This is a genomic window from Coprococcus eutactus (genome assembly GCF_025149915.1).
Lineage (GTDB): Bacteria > Bacillota > Clostridia > Lachnospirales > Lachnospiraceae > Coprococcus > Coprococcus eutactus.
In genome coordinates, this window is the sequence record NZ_CP102278.1 from 698,396 (window position 1) to 720,108 (window position 21,713).

At 36.8% G+C, this 21,713-nt stretch carries 22 protein-coding genes; 18 read left to right on the top strand and 4 right to left on the bottom strand.

The window, feature by feature from the left end:
• Positions 1–29: 29 nt before the first annotated feature.
• The 4 genes from NQ536_RS02965 to NQ536_RS02980 all read right to left on the bottom strand — a co-directional run bounded on the left by NQ536_RS02965 (position 30) and on the right by NQ536_RS02980 (position 2,709).
• Positions 30–878 carry a hypothetical protein gene (locus NQ536_RS02965; protein ID WP_004853780.1) on the bottom strand — a complete coding sequence of 283 codons (849 nt, stop codon included), beginning with the start codon at positions 876–878 and terminating at the stop codon, positions 30–32.
• Between the two features lie 101 nt (positions 879–979).
• The gene (locus tag NQ536_RS02970) at positions 980–1,582 is read right to left on the bottom strand and encodes a barstar family protein (protein WP_004853779.1); all 603 of its coding nucleotides are present in this window, start codon (positions 1,580–1,582) and stop codon (positions 980–982) included.
• 14 nt (positions 1,583–1,596) lie between these two features.
• The gene (locus NQ536_RS02975) at positions 1,597–2,067 is read right to left on the bottom strand and encodes a WapI family immunity protein (RefSeq protein WP_004853778.1); all 471 of its coding nucleotides are present in this window, start codon (positions 2,065–2,067) and stop codon (positions 1,597–1,599) included.
• Complete coding sequence (locus tag NQ536_RS02980) at positions 2,068–2,709, bottom strand: helix-turn-helix domain-containing protein (RefSeq protein WP_004853777.1); 642 nt, start codon at positions 2,707–2,709, stop codon at positions 2,068–2,070. It lies immediately after the preceding gene.
• A gap of 369 nt (positions 2,710–3,078) precedes the next feature.
• Between NQ536_RS02980 and NQ536_RS02985 the strand changes: the two genes are divergently transcribed.
• From NQ536_RS02985 to NQ536_RS03070, 18 genes are all read left to right on the top strand, one after another.
• Positions 3,079–3,276, top strand: coding sequence for a hypothetical protein (locus tag NQ536_RS02985; protein ID WP_004853776.1), 198 nt, complete (start codon positions 3,079–3,081; stop codon positions 3,274–3,276).
• Positions 3,277–4,371 carry a site-specific integrase gene (locus NQ536_RS02990; protein ID WP_004853774.1) on the top strand — a complete coding sequence of 365 codons (1,095 nt, stop codon included), beginning with the start codon at positions 3,277–3,279 and terminating at the stop codon, positions 4,369–4,371.
• Positions 4,355–4,726 carry a plasmid mobilization protein gene (locus NQ536_RS02995; RefSeq protein ID WP_004853773.1) on the top strand — a complete coding sequence of 124 codons (372 nt, stop codon included), beginning with the start codon at positions 4,355–4,357 and terminating at the stop codon, positions 4,724–4,726. The genes NQ536_RS02990 and NQ536_RS02995 overlap by 17 nt, the downstream gene beginning before the upstream one ends.
• 30 nt (positions 4,727–4,756) lie before the next feature.
• Positions 4,757–5,134 carry a TnpV protein gene (locus tag NQ536_RS03000; protein ID WP_004853772.1) on the top strand — a complete coding sequence of 126 codons (378 nt, stop codon included), beginning with the start codon at positions 4,757–4,759 and terminating at the stop codon, positions 5,132–5,134.
• A 308-nt stretch (positions 5,135–5,442) separates the two neighbouring features.
• Positions 5,443–6,024: a plasmid recombination protein gene (locus tag NQ536_RS03005; RefSeq protein ID WP_004853770.1), complete on the top strand. Its 582-nt coding sequence runs from the start codon at positions 5,443–5,445 to the stop codon at positions 6,022–6,024.
• Positions 6,021–6,320: a hypothetical protein gene (locus NQ536_RS03010; RefSeq protein ID WP_004853769.1), complete on the top strand. Its 300-nt coding sequence runs from the start codon at positions 6,021–6,023 to the stop codon at positions 6,318–6,320. The genes NQ536_RS03005 and NQ536_RS03010 overlap by 4 nt, the downstream gene beginning before the upstream one ends.
• 89 nt (positions 6,321–6,409) lie before the next feature.
• A complete protein-coding gene (locus tag NQ536_RS03015) occupies positions 6,410–6,613 on the top strand; it encodes a helix-turn-helix domain-containing protein (protein WP_004853768.1) in 204 nt (67 codons plus the stop codon).
• 15 nt (positions 6,614–6,628) lie between these two features.
• Positions 6,629–8,821 carry an Eco57I restriction-modification methylase domain-containing protein gene (locus NQ536_RS03020; protein WP_044998387.1) on the top strand — a complete coding sequence of 731 codons (2,193 nt, stop codon included), beginning with the start codon at positions 6,629–6,631 and terminating at the stop codon, positions 8,819–8,821.
• Positions 8,821–9,921: a hypothetical protein gene (locus tag NQ536_RS03025; protein WP_004853766.1), complete on the top strand. Its 1,101-nt coding sequence runs from the start codon at positions 8,821–8,823 to the stop codon at positions 9,919–9,921. Before NQ536_RS03020 ends, NQ536_RS03025 begins: the two co-directional genes overlap by 1 nt.
• A gap of 61 nt (positions 9,922–9,982) precedes the next feature.
• Entirely contained in the window at positions 9,983–11,257 is a 1,275-nt protein-coding gene (locus NQ536_RS03030; RefSeq protein ID WP_004853765.1) for a hypothetical protein, read from the top strand.
• A 4-nt stretch (positions 11,258–11,261) separates the two neighbouring features.
• Positions 11,262–12,512, top strand: a complete 1,251-nt coding sequence (locus tag NQ536_RS03035) for an AAA family ATPase (protein ID WP_155803901.1) — start codon at positions 11,262–11,264, stop codon at positions 12,510–12,512.
• 443 nt (positions 12,513–12,955) lie between these two features.
• Positions 12,956–13,639 (top strand): response regulator transcription factor, encoded by a 684-nt coding sequence (locus NQ536_RS03040; protein WP_186814609.1) that lies wholly within the window; start codon positions 12,956–12,958, stop codon positions 13,637–13,639.
• Positions 13,640–13,690: 51 nt separating this feature from the next.
• Positions 13,691–14,644, top strand: coding sequence for an ABC transporter ATP-binding protein (locus NQ536_RS03045; protein ID WP_004853761.1), 954 nt, complete (start codon positions 13,691–13,693; stop codon positions 14,642–14,644).
• Positions 14,637–15,482, top strand: a complete 846-nt coding sequence (locus NQ536_RS03050; RefSeq protein ID WP_004853760.1) for an ABC transporter permease — start codon at positions 14,637–14,639, stop codon at positions 15,480–15,482. The genes NQ536_RS03045 and NQ536_RS03050 overlap by 8 nt, the downstream gene beginning before the upstream one ends.
• Before the next feature lie 3 nt (positions 15,483–15,485).
• The gene (locus tag NQ536_RS03055; protein ID WP_004853759.1) at positions 15,486–16,394 is read left to right on the top strand and encodes a sensor histidine kinase; all 909 of its coding nucleotides are present in this window, start codon (positions 15,486–15,488) and stop codon (positions 16,392–16,394) included.
• Positions 16,395–16,529: 135 nt separating this feature from the next.
• Positions 16,530–16,982 carry a winged helix-turn-helix transcriptional regulator gene (locus NQ536_RS03060; protein ID WP_004853758.1) on the top strand — a complete coding sequence of 151 codons (453 nt, stop codon included), beginning with the start codon at positions 16,530–16,532 and terminating at the stop codon, positions 16,980–16,982.
• Between the two features lie 631 nt (positions 16,983–17,613).
• A complete protein-coding gene (locus NQ536_RS03065; RefSeq protein ID WP_044998386.1) occupies positions 17,614–18,006 on the top strand; it encodes a hypothetical protein in 393 nt (130 codons plus the stop codon).
• Between the two features lie 91 nt (positions 18,007–18,097).
• Positions 18,098–21,586, top strand: a complete 3,489-nt coding sequence (locus NQ536_RS03070) for an AAA domain-containing protein (protein ID WP_004853756.1) — start codon at positions 18,098–18,100, stop codon at positions 21,584–21,586.
• The last annotated feature ends 127 nt before the right edge of the window (positions 21,587–21,713 follow it).

Sequence of the window (21,713 nt, forward strand, 5' to 3'; positions counted from 1 at the left end):
TGACAATCAAATGACAATAACTTTGGAAATTACTTAATATTAATGCTGATGTTAGGATTGTTTTTTAGTATGTCAAATGAAGCTTTGAGTTCATTTACAGGTAAAGGTTGTATGTGATTTCCTGTGAGTTTATCCTTATTTTCTGTTTTGAATATAACAGGATTCTTGACATCGTATCTTCTGCAAAAGTTTCCATATGTTTCTATACCTTTAATGATTTCGGTTGCAAAATAGCTGAAAAAATCTATATATAGAGCATATATCAGACTGCTCATATTATCTACAAGAACAGGCAGATTTACAATTTCATCCATTTGCATTATGTCATTTTTTGAATGCTTCCAATTATCAAATTGAAGTAGGTGATCTTTGGTACATATGATTTTACATCCTGTTACAACAGAATTTTGAAATATAGTATATGGGAATTCGCAGTGAACTATGTAATTTCTAAAGTTTGACCAAAACCGATATTCTAAATGCTTGTCATAAAATGTATGACATAAAGTATTAAAAGAATCTAATGAGGTTTGCGAAGACTTTTTCCTCAAAATGCGAGTTTCCATATCTATATATGTTTTAATGGATGAAGCATAATTTAAGACTGCTTTATTGGCAAGGGTTATAGCTCGCTCAGGAGAAATATTATGTTTGCTAAGTTCCATCATATTTGTAGAACTCATAAAATGTTTAAAACTTTCACCATTTTCTATTACAATGTTTTTGATTTGTGTAATACTGTGATAGATGCTACATATACTAAAAGCATCATTTAATTGTGCGAGTTCTGCCTGCGAAATTTCATTTTTTATTACGATATCAGCAGTATCTTTTTGCGAGTGGTTCGTCTCTGCTACATATAAATACAATTTAGACATGTTGGCATTCTCCTTTAGCAATTTTACTCCTTCTTCGGTTTCCTTTTCCTCTTCACATAAGAGAAATCCGGAAACGTGTATAATAAGTCGCAGTATGTAATTTAAAGAGCATGCTCATCATATAGTTCTAAATATTTGTTTTTGCTTTCGTGGTTCTCTATAATCGATACTATTTTATTGAAATATTTATCACCTAATGCTTGTTTGCTCTTTTCGGCATAAATCCAAACAATATGAAGAGTTTCTTCGTATTCGTGAATACCAAATCCACCCCAAAGCAAGTCATTAAAAGCATTTAGATTACGACCTATCTTGAAATCAGTTTTATATATCAATTTCTGTTCAATTTGGTCAAAAAAGTCGTTAAGTGTATGGATATCACGTCCATCAATGAATATCCACTTTTCAGCATTGGCATCAAGGATAGGATTTGTTATTTCAGTTACTGTGAAAGTGCCTATTACTCTTGGTCCTTCATATATATCCAAACACTTGTTGAGCCATAATGAATTTACATAATACTTTGGAGAAACAAAAGTGATGGAAGCTTGTATAGATTCGTCCAATGAAATTGGATTATCAAAAATAAGGACACAACTTGTCCAATAGTCATCTTTAATTATTGTAGTAGGACGAATACCAGGGAAAATAGGAGATGTTCTGCCGGTATTTGTTAATATTCCTTTTACATCTATATTAAGCATATTATTTCGCCTTTCTATTTGTTGCACAATCCTTCCATATCGCCATATTTCAATTTTAAACCTTCAATATCTTGAATAACACTCAACAAGCAAGATTGATCAGTATCAAATTCAAATTGCAGTATATTGTGTTTGTCTGGACGTTCTTGGAAGGCTCCGGTTACAATGGCGTGTCCACCACTTGTCATTTCAACTTTAAAGGTCAGGTCACTTTCGTACAATAAATGGTATTCCGCAGAACCAAAAAGGTTAGAATAACAAGTGTGCAGTTCCTTAGAAAAACGATAAAGAGCACCTGTGGCGGAGTATAATCGGTCATGTTCAATGTGATAACATCCAGAGTCGATAATTAATGTACAAATAATATCATAGCCACCTTCAATGCTTGTGTTATTAGGAAATCCAATAACTTCATTGAGTTCAAAACTAATTTTTTCTCCGTTATATCCGTTTAAACAAAATAAGTTAATAGTGCAACACTCCATTTAATCCTTCTTTGGTTTCCTTTTCCTCTTCACATAAGAGAAATCCGGGAACAGGTCTTTTAACAATTCGGCAGTTTCTTCTGCATCGTCATCCTCATTCATGTTTTGAACCAGTAGTTGGTCGTCATCATCAAGATTCAACGAAACAGTATACTCTTTATTCGGGTCTGTTGGGTTCATTGGGTACTTCACCTCTTTGAGGTAATACTCTGTTTCTGATATTTCACCATCTTCAAGTTTATCTCGTAAACGTGCCCAATACTCAACCATCTTTTGAAAGTTATCAAGGTCTTCATGTGGACGGGGACCGGAACTTGGAAGCCGTTCTTCAAATTTAAAGCATACTTCCCCATCTTTTATAGTGGGGCGTAAACCATATGCCCATTCGATGTCAAACAGTACATGAAGTGCACTGAATATGTTTGCAACATCAGGGTCAGATAATGCATAAAAGCTGACTCCGAGATTGTTTGCAATATTTAATAAAGTTGCTTCATCCGGATATCTGTTTCCAAGTTCATAGTTTCGGATAGTGGATTCGTTTAATCCACATTTATCTGCTAATTCCTTTTGCGTCATGTCAGATGCAATTCTGAAATTTCGAATCAAATAGCCTACCCGGCTGGTGAATTTCTCGCCCATTTTAACTGCTCCTTATTCGTGGAATGAGTGTTGTAGAATGCATGAAGACACGAGGTACAAACCATGTATCTACATTAATACTTAATATGTTTTCTGCGAAGGCAAAAACTCGAAAAACCTTCGGTTTTCCTCGTTCGCGGGCGCGTTCTCATGGTGCTTTGCCGCTTGTTTATGCTTCGCATATCAATCGTCAAAACTCCATGCTCACTTTTGCCTTCGCGTACATTATATCATCAACAGTGCAAAAGTGAAATGTTTTTTTGATAAAAAGTATTGACAGTACATAAATGAACTGTTAATATAATGCACATCAAAACCGTTCAGAAATGAACTGAATAATGAAAAACGAAAGAGAGGAGGCATTAGCTTATGGAGAACAAGAGATTTTTGACAGCGCAGGATGTAATGGAAATGCTGGGAGTATCACTATCGTATTCCTATAAACGGATACGACGACTGAATGCAGAACTTGAGGCGGATGGATTCGTGACAATAAAAGGACGTGTCAGTACACAGTATTTTATGAAACGAATCTACGGGCTATCTACGGATAAGGAGGTGGGATAGATGGCGGTTATCAAGAATAATAAGACTGGAATGTGGGAGGTGAGAACCTATTATAAGGATTTGACCGGAGCAAGGAAACAGAAAACCAAGAGGGGCTTTGCAAAGAAGAGCGAAGCCCTTGAATGGGAGCGGAATTTCAAACTGAAAGAGGATCAGAGTATCAGTATGAGCTTCAAAAGTTTTGTGGATATTTATCTGACGGATTTAGAGCCAAGAATAAAACGCAATACTTTTCTGACAAAGAAGCACATTATTGAGACAAAGATTCTGCCTTATTTCGAAAAACGAAAACTGGATGATATTCGGACATCTGATGTCATCCAGTGGCAAAATGAGATTATGAAGCTGAAGAAGGATAATGGGGAGTTATTCTCACCTACTTATCTGAAAACCATTCATAATCAGCTCAGCGCCATATTAAATCATGCGGTAAATATGTATGGTCTGAAAGATAATGTGGCACGAAAAGCCGGAACTATGGGCAAGGAAGAAAATAAGGAAATGGAGTTCTGGACACAAGATGTATTTCAGGCATTTTTAGAGTGCGTGGCAGATAAACCTATTTCCTATTATGCATTTGAAATGCTTTATTGGACAGGGATTCGAGAAGGTGAGCTGCTTGCCCTGACGCCGGCAGATTTCAATTTTGAAAAGAAAACACTCCGGATTAACAAGTCATATCAGAGACTGGAAGGCAAAGATGTGATTACACACCCCAAAACACCAAAGAGTAACAGAACAATTGTTATGCCGGATTTTCTTGCTGTAGAGATGGAGGATTTTATAAGCAGCCTTTATGGAATAAAGGATGATGACCGAATTTTCACTATTTCAAAAAGTTATCTGCATCACGAGATGGATAGAGGTGCAAAGCTTGCAGGAGTAAAGAGAATACGGATTCATGGATTACGACACTCGCACATTTCATTGCTAATCAATTTAGGATTTTCTGCACTGGCAATAGGCGAAACAGTCGGACATGAGGCAGTAGATATCACATATCATTATGCACATTTATTTCCAACGGCGCAGACGGATATGGCAGCACAACTGGAAACGGAAAGGGAGGCGTTAGTCAATGTCAGAAAAGAATAGAGACGATAAAAACAGATGGCGGAATGTGACAATAGCATTCCGTATGTCACCGGAGGAAAACGAGGAGCTGAATAACAGAGTGAAGCTCAGCGGATTTCGTACCAAGCAGGATTATATAATCCAGAGTGTTCTTCATCAAAAGGTGGTTGCCACAGGTAACCCGTTGATGCTGGTGCAGTTCCGGCAGAACCTGCAAAGGATTGAGCGCGAGCTTGAGAGGATAGAAAAGGCATCGGATATGGATGGGGAGTTACTTACTCCCATCCGTTCCATGCTGGAAATATTGGAAGACTTCAAGGAACAACCGAAAACATTGGCAGATATGAAGCAACTTACAGTACAAAATGAGGAATAACAAATATTTCATAAAAAGGAAGTGACTGCTATGAGCGAAGAAACATTATTTGAAAAATTAGGTGTGAAATACATAGAAAAAGAGGGCATTTTTTATCCGTTGATTACATTAGGTGAAGCGGAGAACAGTACAGATGTCGGGAAATATGGTCGCATGTGGATGGATTACATACAGAAGGAATATCCGCAGCGATACAGAAGTCTGGTACGATTTGGAGAATTACATGACAAAGCAACCGAGGTAAATGAAGTAGCTTATGAATTGCTGGAGGATATTGAAAATGAGTGGTTGCGTGAACATAAACCAAAGCATTCGAATTCTTTTGTGGAAATATATCAGCTACGAACTCAGGCAAGAATGATAGCAGAGGAGGTAGTTCTGCATGATTTGGTGAATTGTTTTCATTAGAGGATAAGTGGAGTTTTGTATCGGAGCTGTGGCTGGTAAATAATATGTCGCGTATCCGCGACTCATAAGCTCCCGAAAGGGAGCTTTATCTGGCTCGAAGAGCCGTACAGCCACTCCGGCGAGGAGCGCAAAACCCGCTTGCGGGTCTGCATTTTTGATGGCGAAGCTGTCAAAAGTGCTTTTGCGTTACTTTTGACAAAAGTAACAAAACCTTCCCAGGGAAATCTGCTGTTTCGTGCCGTATCCGGCACTCATTACAGATAAGAAGGAGGTGCCTGTATACATACCAAAAGAGGAGGATTTTCAAAATGGAAAGAACAATTAGTTTTATGAATGGGGAAGGTTCCATCGGACACAACACAAGAAGATTTATAGCGGACAATGTAGATGCCAGCCGTACTAAGAATAATATCACCCTTATCCACGAGGATATTAAGCAGGCTTATCATAAATTGTTTGACAAGGCACTGAAGGAATACAATGCAAAACAGAAACGTAAGGACAGGCAGATTAAAAGTTATTATGAGAAAATTTCCCGAAGCAAGCAGAAAAAATTATTTTATGAGGTTATCGTTCAGATAGGCAATAGGGATGATACCGGAGTAGGTAGTTCTTCAGCAGAAGTTGCAACGTGGGTGCTGAAGGATTATGTGAAAAAGTTTCAACTTCGCAATCCACAGCTTTATGTGATTGGTGCCTATATTCATCTGGATGAGGAAACACCACATTTGCATCTGAGTTTTATCCCTTGGGTATCCGGATGTAAGAGAGGATTGGAGACAAAGACAAGTCTTAAGGCGGCACTTGCTACCAGAGGATTTGTAAGTGAAGGCAAAGGCAATACCGAATGGAAGCTGAGTCGGCGCAAAAAGAGGCTGACAAGTGGATGATGATATCGGACACTGCAAAATGGCAGACCGAACGGGCTCAGTTTGAACTGGAGGAGGTAGAAAGGCTAAAAAAGGAACTTCTGAGAGCGATAGATGGCGATGATTATCTGAAGGAGCAGGTGATAGAACTGAGGTATCAGAATCAGATATTGCGGGAAGAGAATCAGTGTCTGAAGGACAAGCTTGAAAAGGCACATGAGTTTATGAAACAGTTTGTGATTGGCGGGATTAATCTGCTGGAGAAGTTTATGGAGTGGATCGGAGAGAAGGTCAAGGATGTGGGGAGAGGAAGGTGAGGGGGATTTAGCGAATGCGAAAATATTATTGCAAAAACAGGATTTGAATGGTATGATTAAAAAATTATGTTCGAATTCTAGGAGGACACATGAAGATAAGTTATAAAAGATTATGGAAATTGTTAATAGACAGAGAGATGCTAAAAAAGGATTTGGCAGAAAAGGCTGATATTAGTACGACGTCCATTGCTAAATTGGGAAAAAATGAAAATGTGAATACAGATATTTTGTTGAAAATATGTAATGCTCTTGAGTGTGATTTACAGGATATTATGGAGTTAACGGAAGACTAGATGGAGGTTTGTTCTATGGATGCTATGAGCGTTTTAGAAAATTTATACTATGTTATAAATAAGAATTTTGGTTTTTACAAAAGAAATTTTGGGCATATCTATTATTTGAGTGTTAAAGATGATGAGACAAAATTTATAGACAAGATGTTTGGAAAAGTGGAGAACAAGTTATCAGCACAAGATAAAATGCTAAACTATTCGATATCGGCTATATATACAGCGACAGCTGTATTGATTGAACTATTGAATAGAAAAGGAATAGAATATAACGAAAACCAGATTGAAAAAATATGTGTGGGTTTTTCGAATATGAAAAATATCGAAATCTCATTCGCTGATAAAACAGAGAAAGAGTTAGATGAGATATTATTTGGATTATTGACAGATGGGATAGATTTAGAATCCCGAAAAAAATCTGGAAGTGAAAGAACGCCGGATGAAATAATCAAATATATGCTTGATATTATAGGATATAATGAGATTGTTTCCATTAGTAAAACTATTGTTGATCCGGCATGTGGAACGGGTACATTTATAAAGCAGATAATAGATAGGTTTATAGATGGATTGTATGTAAATCAAGTTACAAACACATATAAGGAAAAACTTTTGGAACGTAAATTAATACGAGCATATGACACAAAACCATCCAATGTATTTGTTACAAAAATAGTCATTATTTCTTCGCTAGTTAAGAAAAATTTGATATGCGAAATCAAAGATGTTTTGGATATGATAAGAAAACTGCCAGTATACTGTCAGGATTTTTTGTGTGTGGGAGATAACTCAGATTATATTATTGGTAATCCTCCTTATATCAGGTTACAAAACATGCCTGTTGAATATAGGGATTTTATAAAAAATAATTTTGTTAGTGCTACGGGGAGATTTGATATTTTTACTTGTTTTCTCGAAAAAAGTGATAAATTATTGAATAAAAATGGAAGGATGTGTTTGATTACAAGTAACAAGTATTTGACTGCTAATTATGGCGTGGGTATACGCGCATACTTGTCGCAAGCAGGACATGTTAGAAAATTGGTAGATTTGTATGATACTAAATTCTTCGGTGCTGCTGTTTTGCCAGCAATTATTATGTGCGAAAATAGTAAGAGTGATAACTGTGAAGTGGATTATATCGGAATAAAAACTGCTGAGCAAGATGGACAGCGTGTGTGTTTGAATGCTAATGAGTTATTTGAGTATGTTGAAAATGAGTTGACTTGTGGTAAAAGTTTCATTCTCTATGGAAATGAAGATAAGCAGGTTTTTGAAGTGTCTCGTTCAAAGGTCAAAATACCTGCTGATGGAAAAACATGGAACTTTTCTACAAGTGATGAGAACACTATCAAAACAAAAATGGATGAACAAAAATTATGCTCTCTCGTGGATATATTTGATGTATGCGTAGGGATAAAGACTACTGCAGATACAATATTTGTAAAACCGATGACTCAAAATTTTATTAATGAGCATGCATTTGAGAAAATTGCGGTATATCCATTAATACAGAGTTTTAATGTGAATAAATGGAATATTTCGTGGGGTGAAAGTTCAAGGGATAGATATATATTATATCCACATAGAGAAATAGAAGGGAATATGGTTGCTATTCCTTTGGAAGAGATACCTAAAGCAGCAGAATATCTTGAAGAATGTTCAGATGTATTAAAGAAACGATCTTATTTGGCAGAGTCTAAGAGTAGAATGTGGTATGAGTGTTGGGTTCCTCAGAAGTTATCAAAATTTCAACAAACAAAAATTGTCACGAGGGATATTGTTTCAAGCAATTCATTTGCACTAGATGAGTCGGGGAGATTATGCCAAGGTAATACGTTTTTCCTAACGAAGAAATCTTCAATTTTAATGTCGGAATACCCAGATTTAAATGAACACCAATATTATTGTTTTTTATTAGGACTATTAAATTCCAAAGCTATGGAATTTTATCAAAAAATGATAAGCGGTTGCCTATATTCGCAGAAGTATAGGTATACTACATCGAATTTGAATAGATGGCCTATTCCAAGAATCAAAAAGGATGATGCCATAATCATAGCTAAATATGTGGATGATTTAATTGCGGGCATGTCAGGCGAATTAGAAAATGCAATAGATAAGATTGTTTATGATGCATTTGATTTATCAGAGGAAGAAATTTTAAAAATTGAAAGCTTTATAGGAAAAGGAAGAGAGGAGAATTACTAATGAATTATATTGAAGAGGGCAAGAAACCACCTAAATGTAAAAGTGTTATATCTACACCAGAAGAACTTGTAGAAGCATTAAGACCGTTGATTGGTCAGGCGATACCTATGACGGGAAAATCAAGAACTGATGGATCAAATTTTAGAAAGATTGTAACCAATCATCTCTTATCAAATTATATGCCTGAGGCAGCGGATGAGTATGAAATTGTACCACCTAAACAAAAAGGAGTGCCAGCCTTCTTGCGAGAATATATAGATACATATATTGTTACAACGGGTAATTCATATAACTTGCAAGTATGGAATAGAAATCCGAACAGTGCATCAGTGCAGGTTGATTTAAAGAATGGAGAAACTCTTTTGGCAAGCGATGTAAGATTTGTTCTCGGTAAGATAGATACAGATAATTGTATTGAATCTATAATTGTAATGACCCCAGATTATATTGAAAATAGGTTTGGAAAATTTGGTAAACCTACAGTTAAACAACAACTTATTATTTCTAATAAAAAACGTGAAGATATTATTCGCGATGGTGGTATGGTAATAGCTGATTCAAATTTGCCACAAGAACTTTTGGCTAGTGGTGACGAAATTATAAACGCTGATGTCAGTATAAAAGATGAACCTCAAAAGGTTTTGCCAATTGAGATTATAGATGAACGTATTACTGACAGTCTTATTGGTGAAAAATTGGACATTTCCTTGTCTACAAAACAAAGAGGACAACAATTAGAGAGAATGGTAGCTTATCAATTGGGATATAGCGGTAAGCAAGATAGTCTTGAAGGTGGATATCCAGATATAAGAAATCAAATGTTGGAGGTTAAAGTACAAGATTCACCAACGATTGATCTAGGAAAGTATTCTCCGCAGTTTGAAGAACAGATAAATGATAATTTTACAACAAGAACTATTAGATATCTTATTGCATTGACTAATGCTATGGATGGTGCAATAGACGGCTTAATAATGTGTCCGGGAGAAGAATTGGGAAAAAGTTTTACTTATGTTGCAGAAAAAAGCTTTAAATGTCAACGGAGTATCCCGATGAGCTTTTTTGAAGAATTCAAAGGACAAGTAGTTTTTAATCCGTAACTTGGAGTATTCATTAATATGTCGTTATATATTTGAGGATTATGTAAAAAGGAGGACGAGTGTGAAAAAAATAAATGAATGTATTGCTGAAAAATGGATGCATTATCTGGCAATAATCTTAATTTCAATTTCTGTTGTATGTGTATTGTTAGATATTGTACATATCTTTAATATAACATATTTTTATTCGCCGTATATTCTTTCTGTACCGGTCTTGCTAGCGGTAGTGTTAAAGTTGTTGTGCACACAAAGAGAAAGTCAAAAGGAAGTAAACGGATTATACTATGCGTTAGTTTTAGCGTCTGTTGAATATCTAATGCTTGTTTTAATAGATACAATGCTTTTTCCGGCAAAGATTAAAATTGTTATTTACATGATAACCGCTCTTTATATGCTGATATACAGCAAAATTAAAGGAGCAAAGACAAGTGGGATGGAAGGTGAAGAGGATAAACAAGAGAGGAAAAAGAAAATATTTAGTTTGTATTATATAAATACTGAAAAAGTATACGAGATAGCAATGCTTTTGAATAATCGAATTGTTACTAGTGGAACAAGTGAAAATGAATCGGAATCGACGCTTGAGAAACAAACTAATATTGGTATTAATAGTAATCTGAAATATTTAGAGAGCGTAAAAGGTGAATTAGGATTGTCTCAAAATATTCAAATTCATAATGGCATGAAAAGTAAGGTGCTTGAAAACTTTGATGTAAAGACTACTAAATCAAATATGCTTGCGAGTATTATAGCCAAAGCAAATGTGTATGAAGGAAATGAAAATATTAATTTAGGTGATTTGATTTTATTGAAGAATGCATCCTTAGTACTTTTGAATGCTGAAGAGTCCTATGCTGTTACTAAAATGATATTAAACGGAGCATTTAAGGATACGAAAATTAGCAGTAATTCAGATGACATGAAAATCGAATTTGATTTATCAGCAATGATAAACTCTTTATTAAAGGATTGTGCCTATGAGTTGGGATGTATCGTTGGTGATAAGAAATTTTTATTAACAATTCCAATGACATTTGAAAATGATTTTGAGAATTCTTATAATATATATGATTTACAGGTTGGTACTGTAACTGTTGTAGGAATTTATAGAGGAAAACGTCAGTATGAAAAAAGATTAAGTTTACAAGAAATTTTTTCGGAAAATAATGAACAGAAGAAAGTGCATACTTATGAGAACGATGATTACCGATTACAATCCTCTGCGAAAGGTAAAGAAGAAATGTTTGATGATATAAACAATAAAGGTAAGCAATCTGGAGAATTCCAAGAGGTTATAGATGTGATTGCAGTGATTCAGGAGATTAATGCAAAATAGAGAGATGAAAAAGAAAAAACTATTGTATTATGAAAAAGGTAAATTTGATGAATTTGCAAAAAAGTTTCCAGAAGGGGAGAATATTGTGTACCCTATTTCCTATTTGACTAATCAAAATATTGCATTAAAGTATACAGGAATAAATGATGTTGAGCATTTTGTTATTGATATAACCGTAATGGTAATGTCTGCTCTTGTGAGAAATGATTTGCGAATTATATATGAGGGATGGATTAATTCGTTAAATGAAGAAAACGAAGAAAATATTGATTATTGTGTGGAAAAAACCTTTTTGCATGAAGCCTGTGATGTGTTTAGCTATTATTTTGAAAGAGATGAGGAATGCGATAAAGTGTTAGATAAGGCTGAAGAAACTCAGGAGGAGACACAAGAAGAAAAGGAAGCGTTTTCTATTATTGATTGTAATAAAGAGAAATTTGATTCTATTATAGAACAGTTTGATTTGCAGTTATATGGGCATGAGAAGTTTAAAAAGGATTTTAAAGACCAGATAGAGGCATTTATTTTACTACATAGAATGAAAAGAAAGAAAGTTTTTTCCTTGCTGTTATGTGGTAAATCAGGAGTAGGAAAAACGGAAGTAGGAAGAATTTTACAGAGAGAGATGTACCCGGATGAACCACCGATAAAAATTAATTTTGGGAATTATTCAGGTAAAGGTTCTTTGTGGAGTTTAATTGGTTCTCCCAAAGGATATGTTGGAAGTGAACAAGGTGGAGAGTTGACAAATAAGATTTTGCACAGTAAGTCGAAAATTATTGTAATCGACGAGTTAGATAAGGCGGATGAAGCTATATTTACATTCTTTTATGAAATGCTAGAAGATGGTCAATATACTGATTTGGACGGAAAAGTTATTGATTTGGATGGGTATATAATCGTTTTCACAGCAAATTTAAATAATACCAATTTTAAGGATATGATTCCAGAACCTTTGTTTTCTAGATTTGATATGACATATGAGTTTCAACCTTTATCTTATGCAGATAAAGTGCAATTTGTTTCGGATTTTACTGATAAACTAATAGAAGATTATACGGAACATATTGGTGTGATAGATAAAACTACTATAAAAAATCAAATAGTAGAAGAAAATTATCAGAACTATGATAATTTGAGAAGCATAAAGCGTAATGTTATGAATCGTTTTGTTGGATTAGTGGGAAAGAATAGTGCATGGAAAGAATATGTAAATAGCGAGAAAGGTGAGCAAGAGTCAGTGACAACAAAATGACAATACAATCCCTTAAGAATCCATGCAACACGTAGAAATCAGACAAAACTCCCTGGTTTCTACCAGCAAAACCAACGAAAAACACCACATAACAACTTGGCAAAGAGGAGTTTGAATAACGGACTAAAATGCCGAAAGCCTGTATTTATGCGGGCTTTCGGCATTTGTTTTATCAAATGGCTCTAGTTTGGCTCTATTTGTGGGCGGGATAAGGGTTGCGAAAGCACTGATGGAGAAATAAAGACATAATGGTAAGAGAAAAGTGATATATGCATCTTGGAAGCACAGGAATACTGAAAATTATAAGTTCAGCTGGAACAAAAAGTATGTTATGTACTGGAGAATTCCGGGGATCTGTGGGGAGTAATTGCGGGAAAAAAGGGAAAAGCGTATAATGCAAGAAAATAATGTTTTCACAGTGTAAAATAGAGGAGAGAACTATCATGCAGAAAATACTGATTGTAGAAGATGATACAAATATCAATAATCTGCTTCAGGAAGCATTATCCAAAGCAGGCTATTCCTGTGAGCAGGCGTTTTCCGGAACTGAGGCAAAGCTGCTTTTGAATATGCAGGAGCATAGCTATGCACTGATGTTGCTGGATTTGATGTTGCCGGGAATTACAGGAGAAGCAGTTCTGGAGGAAATACGGAAAAAGGGAAATCTTCCGGTTATTGTTTTGACTGCGAAAGATAGCTTGGATGAAAAGGTAAAGGTTTTAACTAGTGGGGCTGATGATTATATAACGAAACCTTTTGAAATCAGAGAGGTACTGGCAAGAATTCAGGTACAGCTTCGTCATACAGAAGAAAAGGAAATAAAAGAATCTAACCTTTCGTTCAGAGAGATGGTATTGAACAAAGCTACTTTTCAGGTCAGCATTGGTGGAAAAATACTTCCTAAGATAACAAGACAGGAGTTTGCGATTTTAGAATTACTGCTCAGAAATCCGAAGCAGGTTTTCAGTAAAGAGGACATTTTTGAATATGCGTGGGACGAACCATATATGGGTGAAACAAAAACTCTGGATGTACATATAAGCAATATTCGTAAAAAGATAAAAACAGTTACATCTGAGGAATATATTGAAACAGTCTGGGGAATCGGTTATCGTCTTCATCTATAATCTTTACTCTTTTTTTACTATTTATTTGCGTTTGATTAGGATTATTCCTTTATGATAAATGCAGATAAGAAAAAGGAGATGAAAAACTTGAGCGAAATGTTATTGGAAACAAGAAATTTGACTAAGCAATATGGACACCATAAAGCTGTGGACAGTGTCAATATGCATATTAAAAAAGGTGCTATTTATGGTTTTATCGGTCGGAATGGAGCTGGGAAGACAACTTGTCTGAAGATGATCAGTGGACTTTCCAAGCCAACTTGTGGAGAAATCGAGATGTTCGGATACAAGGGAAAAGATTTGCAAAAAGTTCGATCACGGATAGGATGTCTGATTGAGGCACCGGGACTTTATGGAAATATGACTGCATATGAAAATCTGAATATCAAATGCAAGCTGTTTGGAATAAAGAAAAAAAGTTATATTGAAGAAATATTGAGAATTATCGGTCTGGAGAATGTGGAAAAGAAAAAAACAAAACATTTTTCACTTGGAATGAAACAGCGTTTGGGAATTGGTCTTGCTTTGGTTGGAGAACCAGATTTATTAGTTCTTGATGAGCCAATCAATGGATTGGATCCACAGGGTATTGCAGAGATCCGGGATACGATTCAGAGACTTCAGAAAGAGAAGAATATGACAATATGCATTTCCAGTCATATTCTTGGGGAATTATCGAAGATTGCTACTGATTATGGAATTATTCATAATGGAAGTTTATTACAGGAAATTACAAGAGAAGAATTAATAAGAAGATGCAGTGAACGGATAGAGTTGACATTGGATCATCCGAAACAGGCGATTCCGGTGCTGGATTCTATGGGATTTACCAACTATCAGGTAACAGATAAAGAGCATATTCATATTTTTGAACGATTGAATGAAAGTGCAGCGTTGAATATGGAACTTGCAAAGTCAGGAATTCCGGTAAAAGGGATTTCCATAACCAGTGAAGAACTGGAAACTTATTTTCTGAATCTGACGGGAGGTGCGGATCATGCTTAATATAATAAAAATGGATTTATACCGGATGCTTAAAACCAAAAGTATGTATGTAATCTGGATCGTACTGGCAGCAATATTATTGATTACAACATCTTTATGCAAGACGGATTATGAGCTTTTGACTGAAAAGGATGCCATGAAACAGGAGCAGGTTACTGAACCTACTGTGGATAATATTAATGTGGGAATGATGGTAACGCTGCCTACGGAGCCGGGAGAAAAGGTGACGGTATATGATATCTTTTTTGCCAATTCCCAAGGAAAATTGTATGCACTGCTTTTGGTGATTTTTACTGTCCTGTTTTCAACAGCGGATATCAGTAGCGGATATATTAAGAATATAGGAGGTCAGGTTAGAAATAGAGGAACTCTGATTTTTTCCAGGGCAATTGCCTTGGCTGTCTTTACGGTACTGACAATGGCAGGTGCATTCTTATTTCAGGCAGCGGCGAATGGTATTGTTTTCGGGGAATTGGAATGGGGAAATACAAAGGCAATTTTATCTTATTTTGTGACTGAACTGGCTCTTCATTATGCACTTGTGCTGATTTGTATGGCGATTGCAATTATTTTGAAAAATAATGTAATCAGCATGGTCATTGCTGTCTGTCTTAGCATGAATGTAATGACCATTGTGTATGGGGTGATCAATAGTGCTATTCAAAAAATAGGAATTCAGAATTTCCAGATTTATAAGTATACGATAACAGGAAAATTATCACTGCTTCCTATGAATCCGAGTGGAAATGAGTGTTTGGCGGCATTTGGTGTGGCAATAGTGTTCATCGTTATGATGATATCAGTAAGCAGTGTTGTTTTTCAAAAGAGGGATATTTAACGGATGTATATCGTAATTGGGATATTAGCAGGAATTATTATCTTACAATTTATTATTATGTGGAAATACCAGCGGCAGGTGAAAGACATCTGCCGCCAATTGGCGTTTATGATGAAACATGACAGTAACATGTTGATTAACCATGAATTTGATGTGGGTGGAATAGGAAAGCTTTCTGACAAGTTGAATGAGCTTCTGGAACTGCGAAGAAAAGAGAAGCAGCATTATCAGGAGAAAGAAGCTCTGATTGCGGACACTTATACAAATCTTTCTCATGATATCCGCACACCACTGACATCTTTGGACGGATATTTCCAGCTAATGGAAGAATGTGAAAATATAGAGGATCAGAAACGTTATTTAAGCATTATCCACGAAAGAATTCATAGTCTGAATGAAATGTTGGAAGAACTTTTTATGTTTACAAAGTTAAAAAACGGATCTTACAGTTTGGAATTGACATTGTGCTGTATGAACCGGATTTTGAAAGAAACAGTTTTTTCATACTATGATGAATGGGTAAGAATGGAAATTCGGCCGGATATTCAGATTACGGAAGAACAGTTGTATATACATGGAAACAGGCAGGGACTCCGCCGTGTTATCCAGAATGTGATAAAAAATGGGCTGGATCATGGAGAAAAGAAGATTGGCATTGTGTTGGAACGTGATCAAAATCAGGCGGTGCTTAGAATTAGCAATCAGGTTACACATCCAGAACAGATTAATATAGATCAGGTATTTGAGCGATTTTATAAAGCAGATGTTGCCAGAAGTAAAACATCTACTGGATTGGGACTATCTATTGCAAAGGAGTTGGTTAGTCGGATGGATGGAGAGATTGAAGCAAAAATAGAAAAAAAAGAGTTTATTGTTGAAATGAACTTTCCGATTGTAACCGATGCTAAATAGTATTTTGCGACGTAGAGGGATAATCAATAATTTTTATTTATCCTTGCAGGAGCATTAGCTCTTATGTTAGGGTACTCTTTAGGGAAAGTACCCATGACAGGGCGTTAAGTGTCTGGGGGTGCTTGCTTAGCGCCGATGACGGCTTATGAGAGCATTTCGATTTTCATTGGGATATTAGCATTGTTGATGTCCTTTGGTAGCTTGATTGTAGCGTTGCTTGCGGATGTGTTCAACAGGCTTGGATATATGGAGCGTAAAGGTAGTGGATTTGGAAAGATTATTAGTGGATATGAATTTCAAATTAATTATAGTGAGGGTAAGAGACCAACATTTCGTTCAGATAGATATCAGTTTACTGTTGTGATGCCGAATTTGAACTACAGTGTTCCTCAAGATGTCCCTCAAGACAAACTGGATGTGAAGATTCTGAATTTGATTCGTAAAGACAATAAAATTAGTACAGAGAAGATGGCAATTGCATTGGGTGTAAGCTCTAAAACAATTAAACGTCATATAAAAGAAATGGATAATGTATGTTATGTTGGGCGCGGATTCAGTGGATATTGGGAAATTACGGATAAAGAGTAATATGTAACAGAAACGATAGTAGATGGGAAGGAAATGATAAGGTGAAAAAACATATCCGTTTAGTATTTTGAATGTAAGTTGATAGATTCCAATTTGTTTCATTGGAGAAAATTAAATTTTGCCAAATCATAATGCCAGTGTACGTTAAATATGCACTGGCATTTTTGTGGACAATTTTACAGTAATGTCTATGTATGGACAAGAGCTGATAAGTGAATATTGATTTTTAATTATACGGTTGGTAAATTATAAGCAGATGGACATCTGTACATAAATATTAAGCTGGAGACCAGCCATGAAAAGTCAACCATAAATTAGCAGAAAAATTCTTCTTAAAAAAGCGACGAAAAAATATTTTATTATTTCGAGTTATCCGAAACAATTGTTAATGTAACTGCAATTTAATTCAGTCTATAGTGTAGGATTTAAGTGCCTCCTATGATTAAATATGGATCATAGGAGGTCATATTTTATTGCAAAAGAAACCGATATGTAGAGAACTTTACTTATATAGCGATTTTATATATTATTGAAAAGCGTATATGTATTTAAAAACTACCTTCATTCGACAATATTAGATATTTACAAAGCACTAGATTATCGTAAATAATTAGAATTGGAGGTGAGTAATTTGATATTTTTTCAAGAAGAAATGTTCTATGTGGCGCAAAATCTTATTAACTTTAAAGAAACTAAAGATGATGTAAAGGCAGGGGCCGATCTGCAGTATACAAATCAACTAATTAATTGTATAAGTTTAGATCCGAAATATATTCAAAATGGATGGGATTTGAATATGCGATTGAGAATGGAATATCCAGAAATTGATGACATTCAAAATATAATAAATAGAATGCCATCAGATAATGTTAAGATTCCGAATCCGAAAGAGATTATTGTTGAAATATTAAAAATGGATTGTTGGGGGATAGTTGCACATGTATTGATAAAGCATGGGAAGATTAAAGAAATAAAAGATATTATAAAAAATCCAGCTAAGCGACAATCCAGGACTTTGTCGTAATTCAGTATGAATAAATTGAAAATACTTCTGTTTATCTGTACAATAATTATAAAAAGTTATTGCACTAGTTACACCACAAGGAGCACATCGAATGGAAGACAAAAGAAAGAACGCAGTCCTGGAAATCTTAAACTACTGGAAAATCACAGAATTTCTAGGTCAGACCGACATTCCACAGGAAAGTACAGAGAACAAAAAGCTAATTAAGAATATTAAGAATGGCAAAGAGGTTAAGGCAGAGAAGATCGAGGTCTTCTTTGATTTGCCAGTTTTGTCATCTCCTGATATTGATATGGAAATGATCCTGGAAAATGACAGGGACGGCTATGCGAAGTTTCCTTCGGTTGGTGATGAGATCCATTTTTGCCTGGGGAAGGTAGAGCGGAATACAGTAGTTGATTATCTTGAGAAGTTTATAGAGGATAAATCCGATAATCCTGAGATAGCTTATCCGAAAAAGAGTGCGATCGCGTGGTGCTCATTCAAGACAGATACGAAAGGTGTGTATCTTAAGAACAGTTTCCAGCTGTCATCGATACTGTGGGCAGTTGCCAAGTGGGATGCGTCAAGAGCACATAATAGTCATGACTTTTCTCTCGATACTAGCGAGTATGAAGAACTTGTTGGAGAGATCGATGAGGAACTGCAGAACCAGAATGTTGATGAGTTCATTTCAACCATATATGAAAAGATTTTTAATGAGTATGTGAAACGCAGGTTCTTAGATGATCCTCAGGAATCGATGGGAATTGCCGAATACAACAGGTATGCGAGCGAACAGGCCAGAGATGCGGACGAGGACGCATTTGACTATGCGGATCTGGGTAAAAGCTTCTTTTTGAATGACATTATCCAGTTGTCAGAGCTAGTTCAGAACGGGAACTTTGGCGATGGGAATGAATATGAGAAGAAAGTGATCGAGTACATTCTGGCAGGGTACGAAAAGTCGAAAGGCCCAGACGATTTACCGAGAACAATCATCTCGCCGGATGCGGGAAAAAGTGAGATGAAGCGGTTATTTGATAAAGTCCTCAATGTCACAAATTCGCCAAGGGGTAAATGGCCGGCCAAATATATGCCGGCGTTGATGCAGCAGGTTGCGGTCAATATAGCGATCAGACAGGGCGGGGATGCTCCAGTTTTTTCTGTAAACGGACCTCCCGGAACGGGAAAGACTACATTGCTCAAGGAGATCGTGGCAAGCAATATCGTTGAGCGTGCCAGACTTCTCGCTGAGAACGCAGAAGATCCAGACTCTATATTCGAAATGCATTCATTTTCTCATGGACCGCTAGAGACAAATGCAAATGCTTATTACCAGTATGCGCCTCATTATTATTCGATAAATGTTGATGAGATCAACAACTATAGTATGCTGGTCGCGTCATGTAACAATGCGGCGGTGGAAAATATCACGATAGACCTTCCGAAGGCGAGGGATATACTTGATAGTCTGGAGTCGTCTGGGGATGACGAAGAGGAGATCCGCTGCGGCCTGGATGAGGTTCATGATTTGTTTGACATCAACAAGACCGATGATGTGGAGACTGTAACCAGATATGGCAAGGACCATGAAGAGAAGGATATTTATTTTACGCGTTATGCGGATAAACTTTTAGGCGGAGCTGACTGCTGGGGATTGATATCCGCTCCGTTTGGCAGAAAGGCAAATATCCGTAAGTATTGCAATTCGGTCCTGAAGCCATTTGTGGAGGACTATAGATCAAATTATGTCAGAGAGCAGCATAAGGCAAAATATCTGGAGGTAAGAAAAAAGTTTTTATCTCAGTACAAATTGGTTGAAAACTTACGAAAAGAATTAGGACAGATCTGTGTTCTGGCAGGTTCGGTTCCTATGGAGCTGCAGGAAAATGCACCAGAGGATTTGTCATGTGAAATAAGTGATGTGGAAAGAAAGCGGCAGATGCTTGAGCGTCAGTTATTTGCTGAACAAAAAGAGCTGATCGAGCTTGAGGAAAGCAGACCGAAGGGATTGTTCGCAAGGCGTAAGGATACATCTGCAAGAGATATATTCATTCAGGAGAAGAAAGCGACAATATCAAAACTTAATGGAGAGATAGCTTCTTTGAACAACAGGATATCAGGCTTGCAGAATCTTCAGGAATACCAACGGTGTATTTCAAAATACTCGCATGGGCAGATGAAGATGACCCCGGTGGACGCTGTATTTATGGAACGTTATGTATCCGAGGACGACAGGCTGTCAACAAAAGCACAGATAACCAATCCATGGTTTACCGCCCAGTACAATAGAGAGCGTGAAAAGTTATTCCTGTATGCATGTAAGCTGCACAAGGAATTCGTCATTTCTTCAAAATGTATGCGGCATAATATCATCAACCTGATGATAGCGTGGAATGTGTTTGATGATTGTGGTGAGAGGATGAAGCTTGCAGACAGAGAAGAAGCCATGCCGTACATGCTTCAGAGCATTTTCCTGCTCACCCCTGTAATATCCACAACATTTGCTTCTGCGCAGACATTTCTGGGCGATGTGAAGAAAAGCGGAGTGCTTGGAACTCTTATCGTCGATGAGGCGGGACAGGCACAGCCGCAGATGGCAGTTGGTGCGATGTTCAGATGCAGAAAGGCGATCATAGTCGGAGATCCAAAGCAGATCGAGCCTGTGGTCACCGCAGAGACTGACATGATAAAACAGTTGCTTACAGCAGAGATATTGGCAGGTTACAAGGATAAGAAAATCTCTGTGCAGGCTTTTGCTGACTATATAAATCCGTATGGAACTTATCTTGGAAAGGATGAGGAGAAAGAGTGGGTAGGCTGCCCACTGGTAGTCCATAGGCGCTGCATTGACCCGATGTACACAATCTCAAATGTGCTTTCATATGATGGAACTATGAAGCAGCAGACGGCAGCTCCTAAGGAGGACAGGGCAAGAACATTTATCCTGGACAAGAGCTGTTGGATAGATGTAGCAGGTGCTGAGAATTCGGGCAAGAAGGATCACTTTGTCAAGGCGCAGGGCGAGCTTGTTCTGAAACTACTGGAGAGAAAATTTGAACGGGATCCTATCGATATTCCGAGGCTGTTTATCATCACGCCATTTACATCGGTCAAAGAGGGAATGCTGAAGATGATAAAGAAATCGGAGTTATATGGAAAAGAGCCAAGAGTCAGGAAATGGCTTAATGCAAATAACATTGGAACAGTGCACACTTTCCAGGGCCAGGGAACGGATGAGGTTATATTCCTACTCGGATGCGACAGCAAATCTATGGGAGCAGTCAACTGGGTGAACAATAATATCGTCAATGTTGCAGCGACAAGGGCAAAATTCAGATTTTACATGATAGGCGATAAGTCGGTATGGATGTGCAAACCGGTGAGGGTTGCGAGAGAATGCACAGCAGAGATACTAACAGATAAAGAGGTTGCTGAGCTGCTTGGTGATAAGACCGAAGAGGCTAAGTCTGCACCTGCAAAGATGTCTATGATATGCCCGGAATGCGGGAAAAAGTTGGTTGAAAGATCGGGGAAATTTGGCAAATTTATAGGCTGCTCGGGCTTCCCGAAATGCCGGTTTACGCAGTCGGTATAGGAACAGAGCAACACCCCGTTGCTTTCCCCAATTCCCGCAATCTGTTATGATATCGACATATGAGGCGGAAGGTACAAATCCGGAGCTGGTTCTTTATAAAAAGAGGTAGTATAATGAGTTAGGTTAT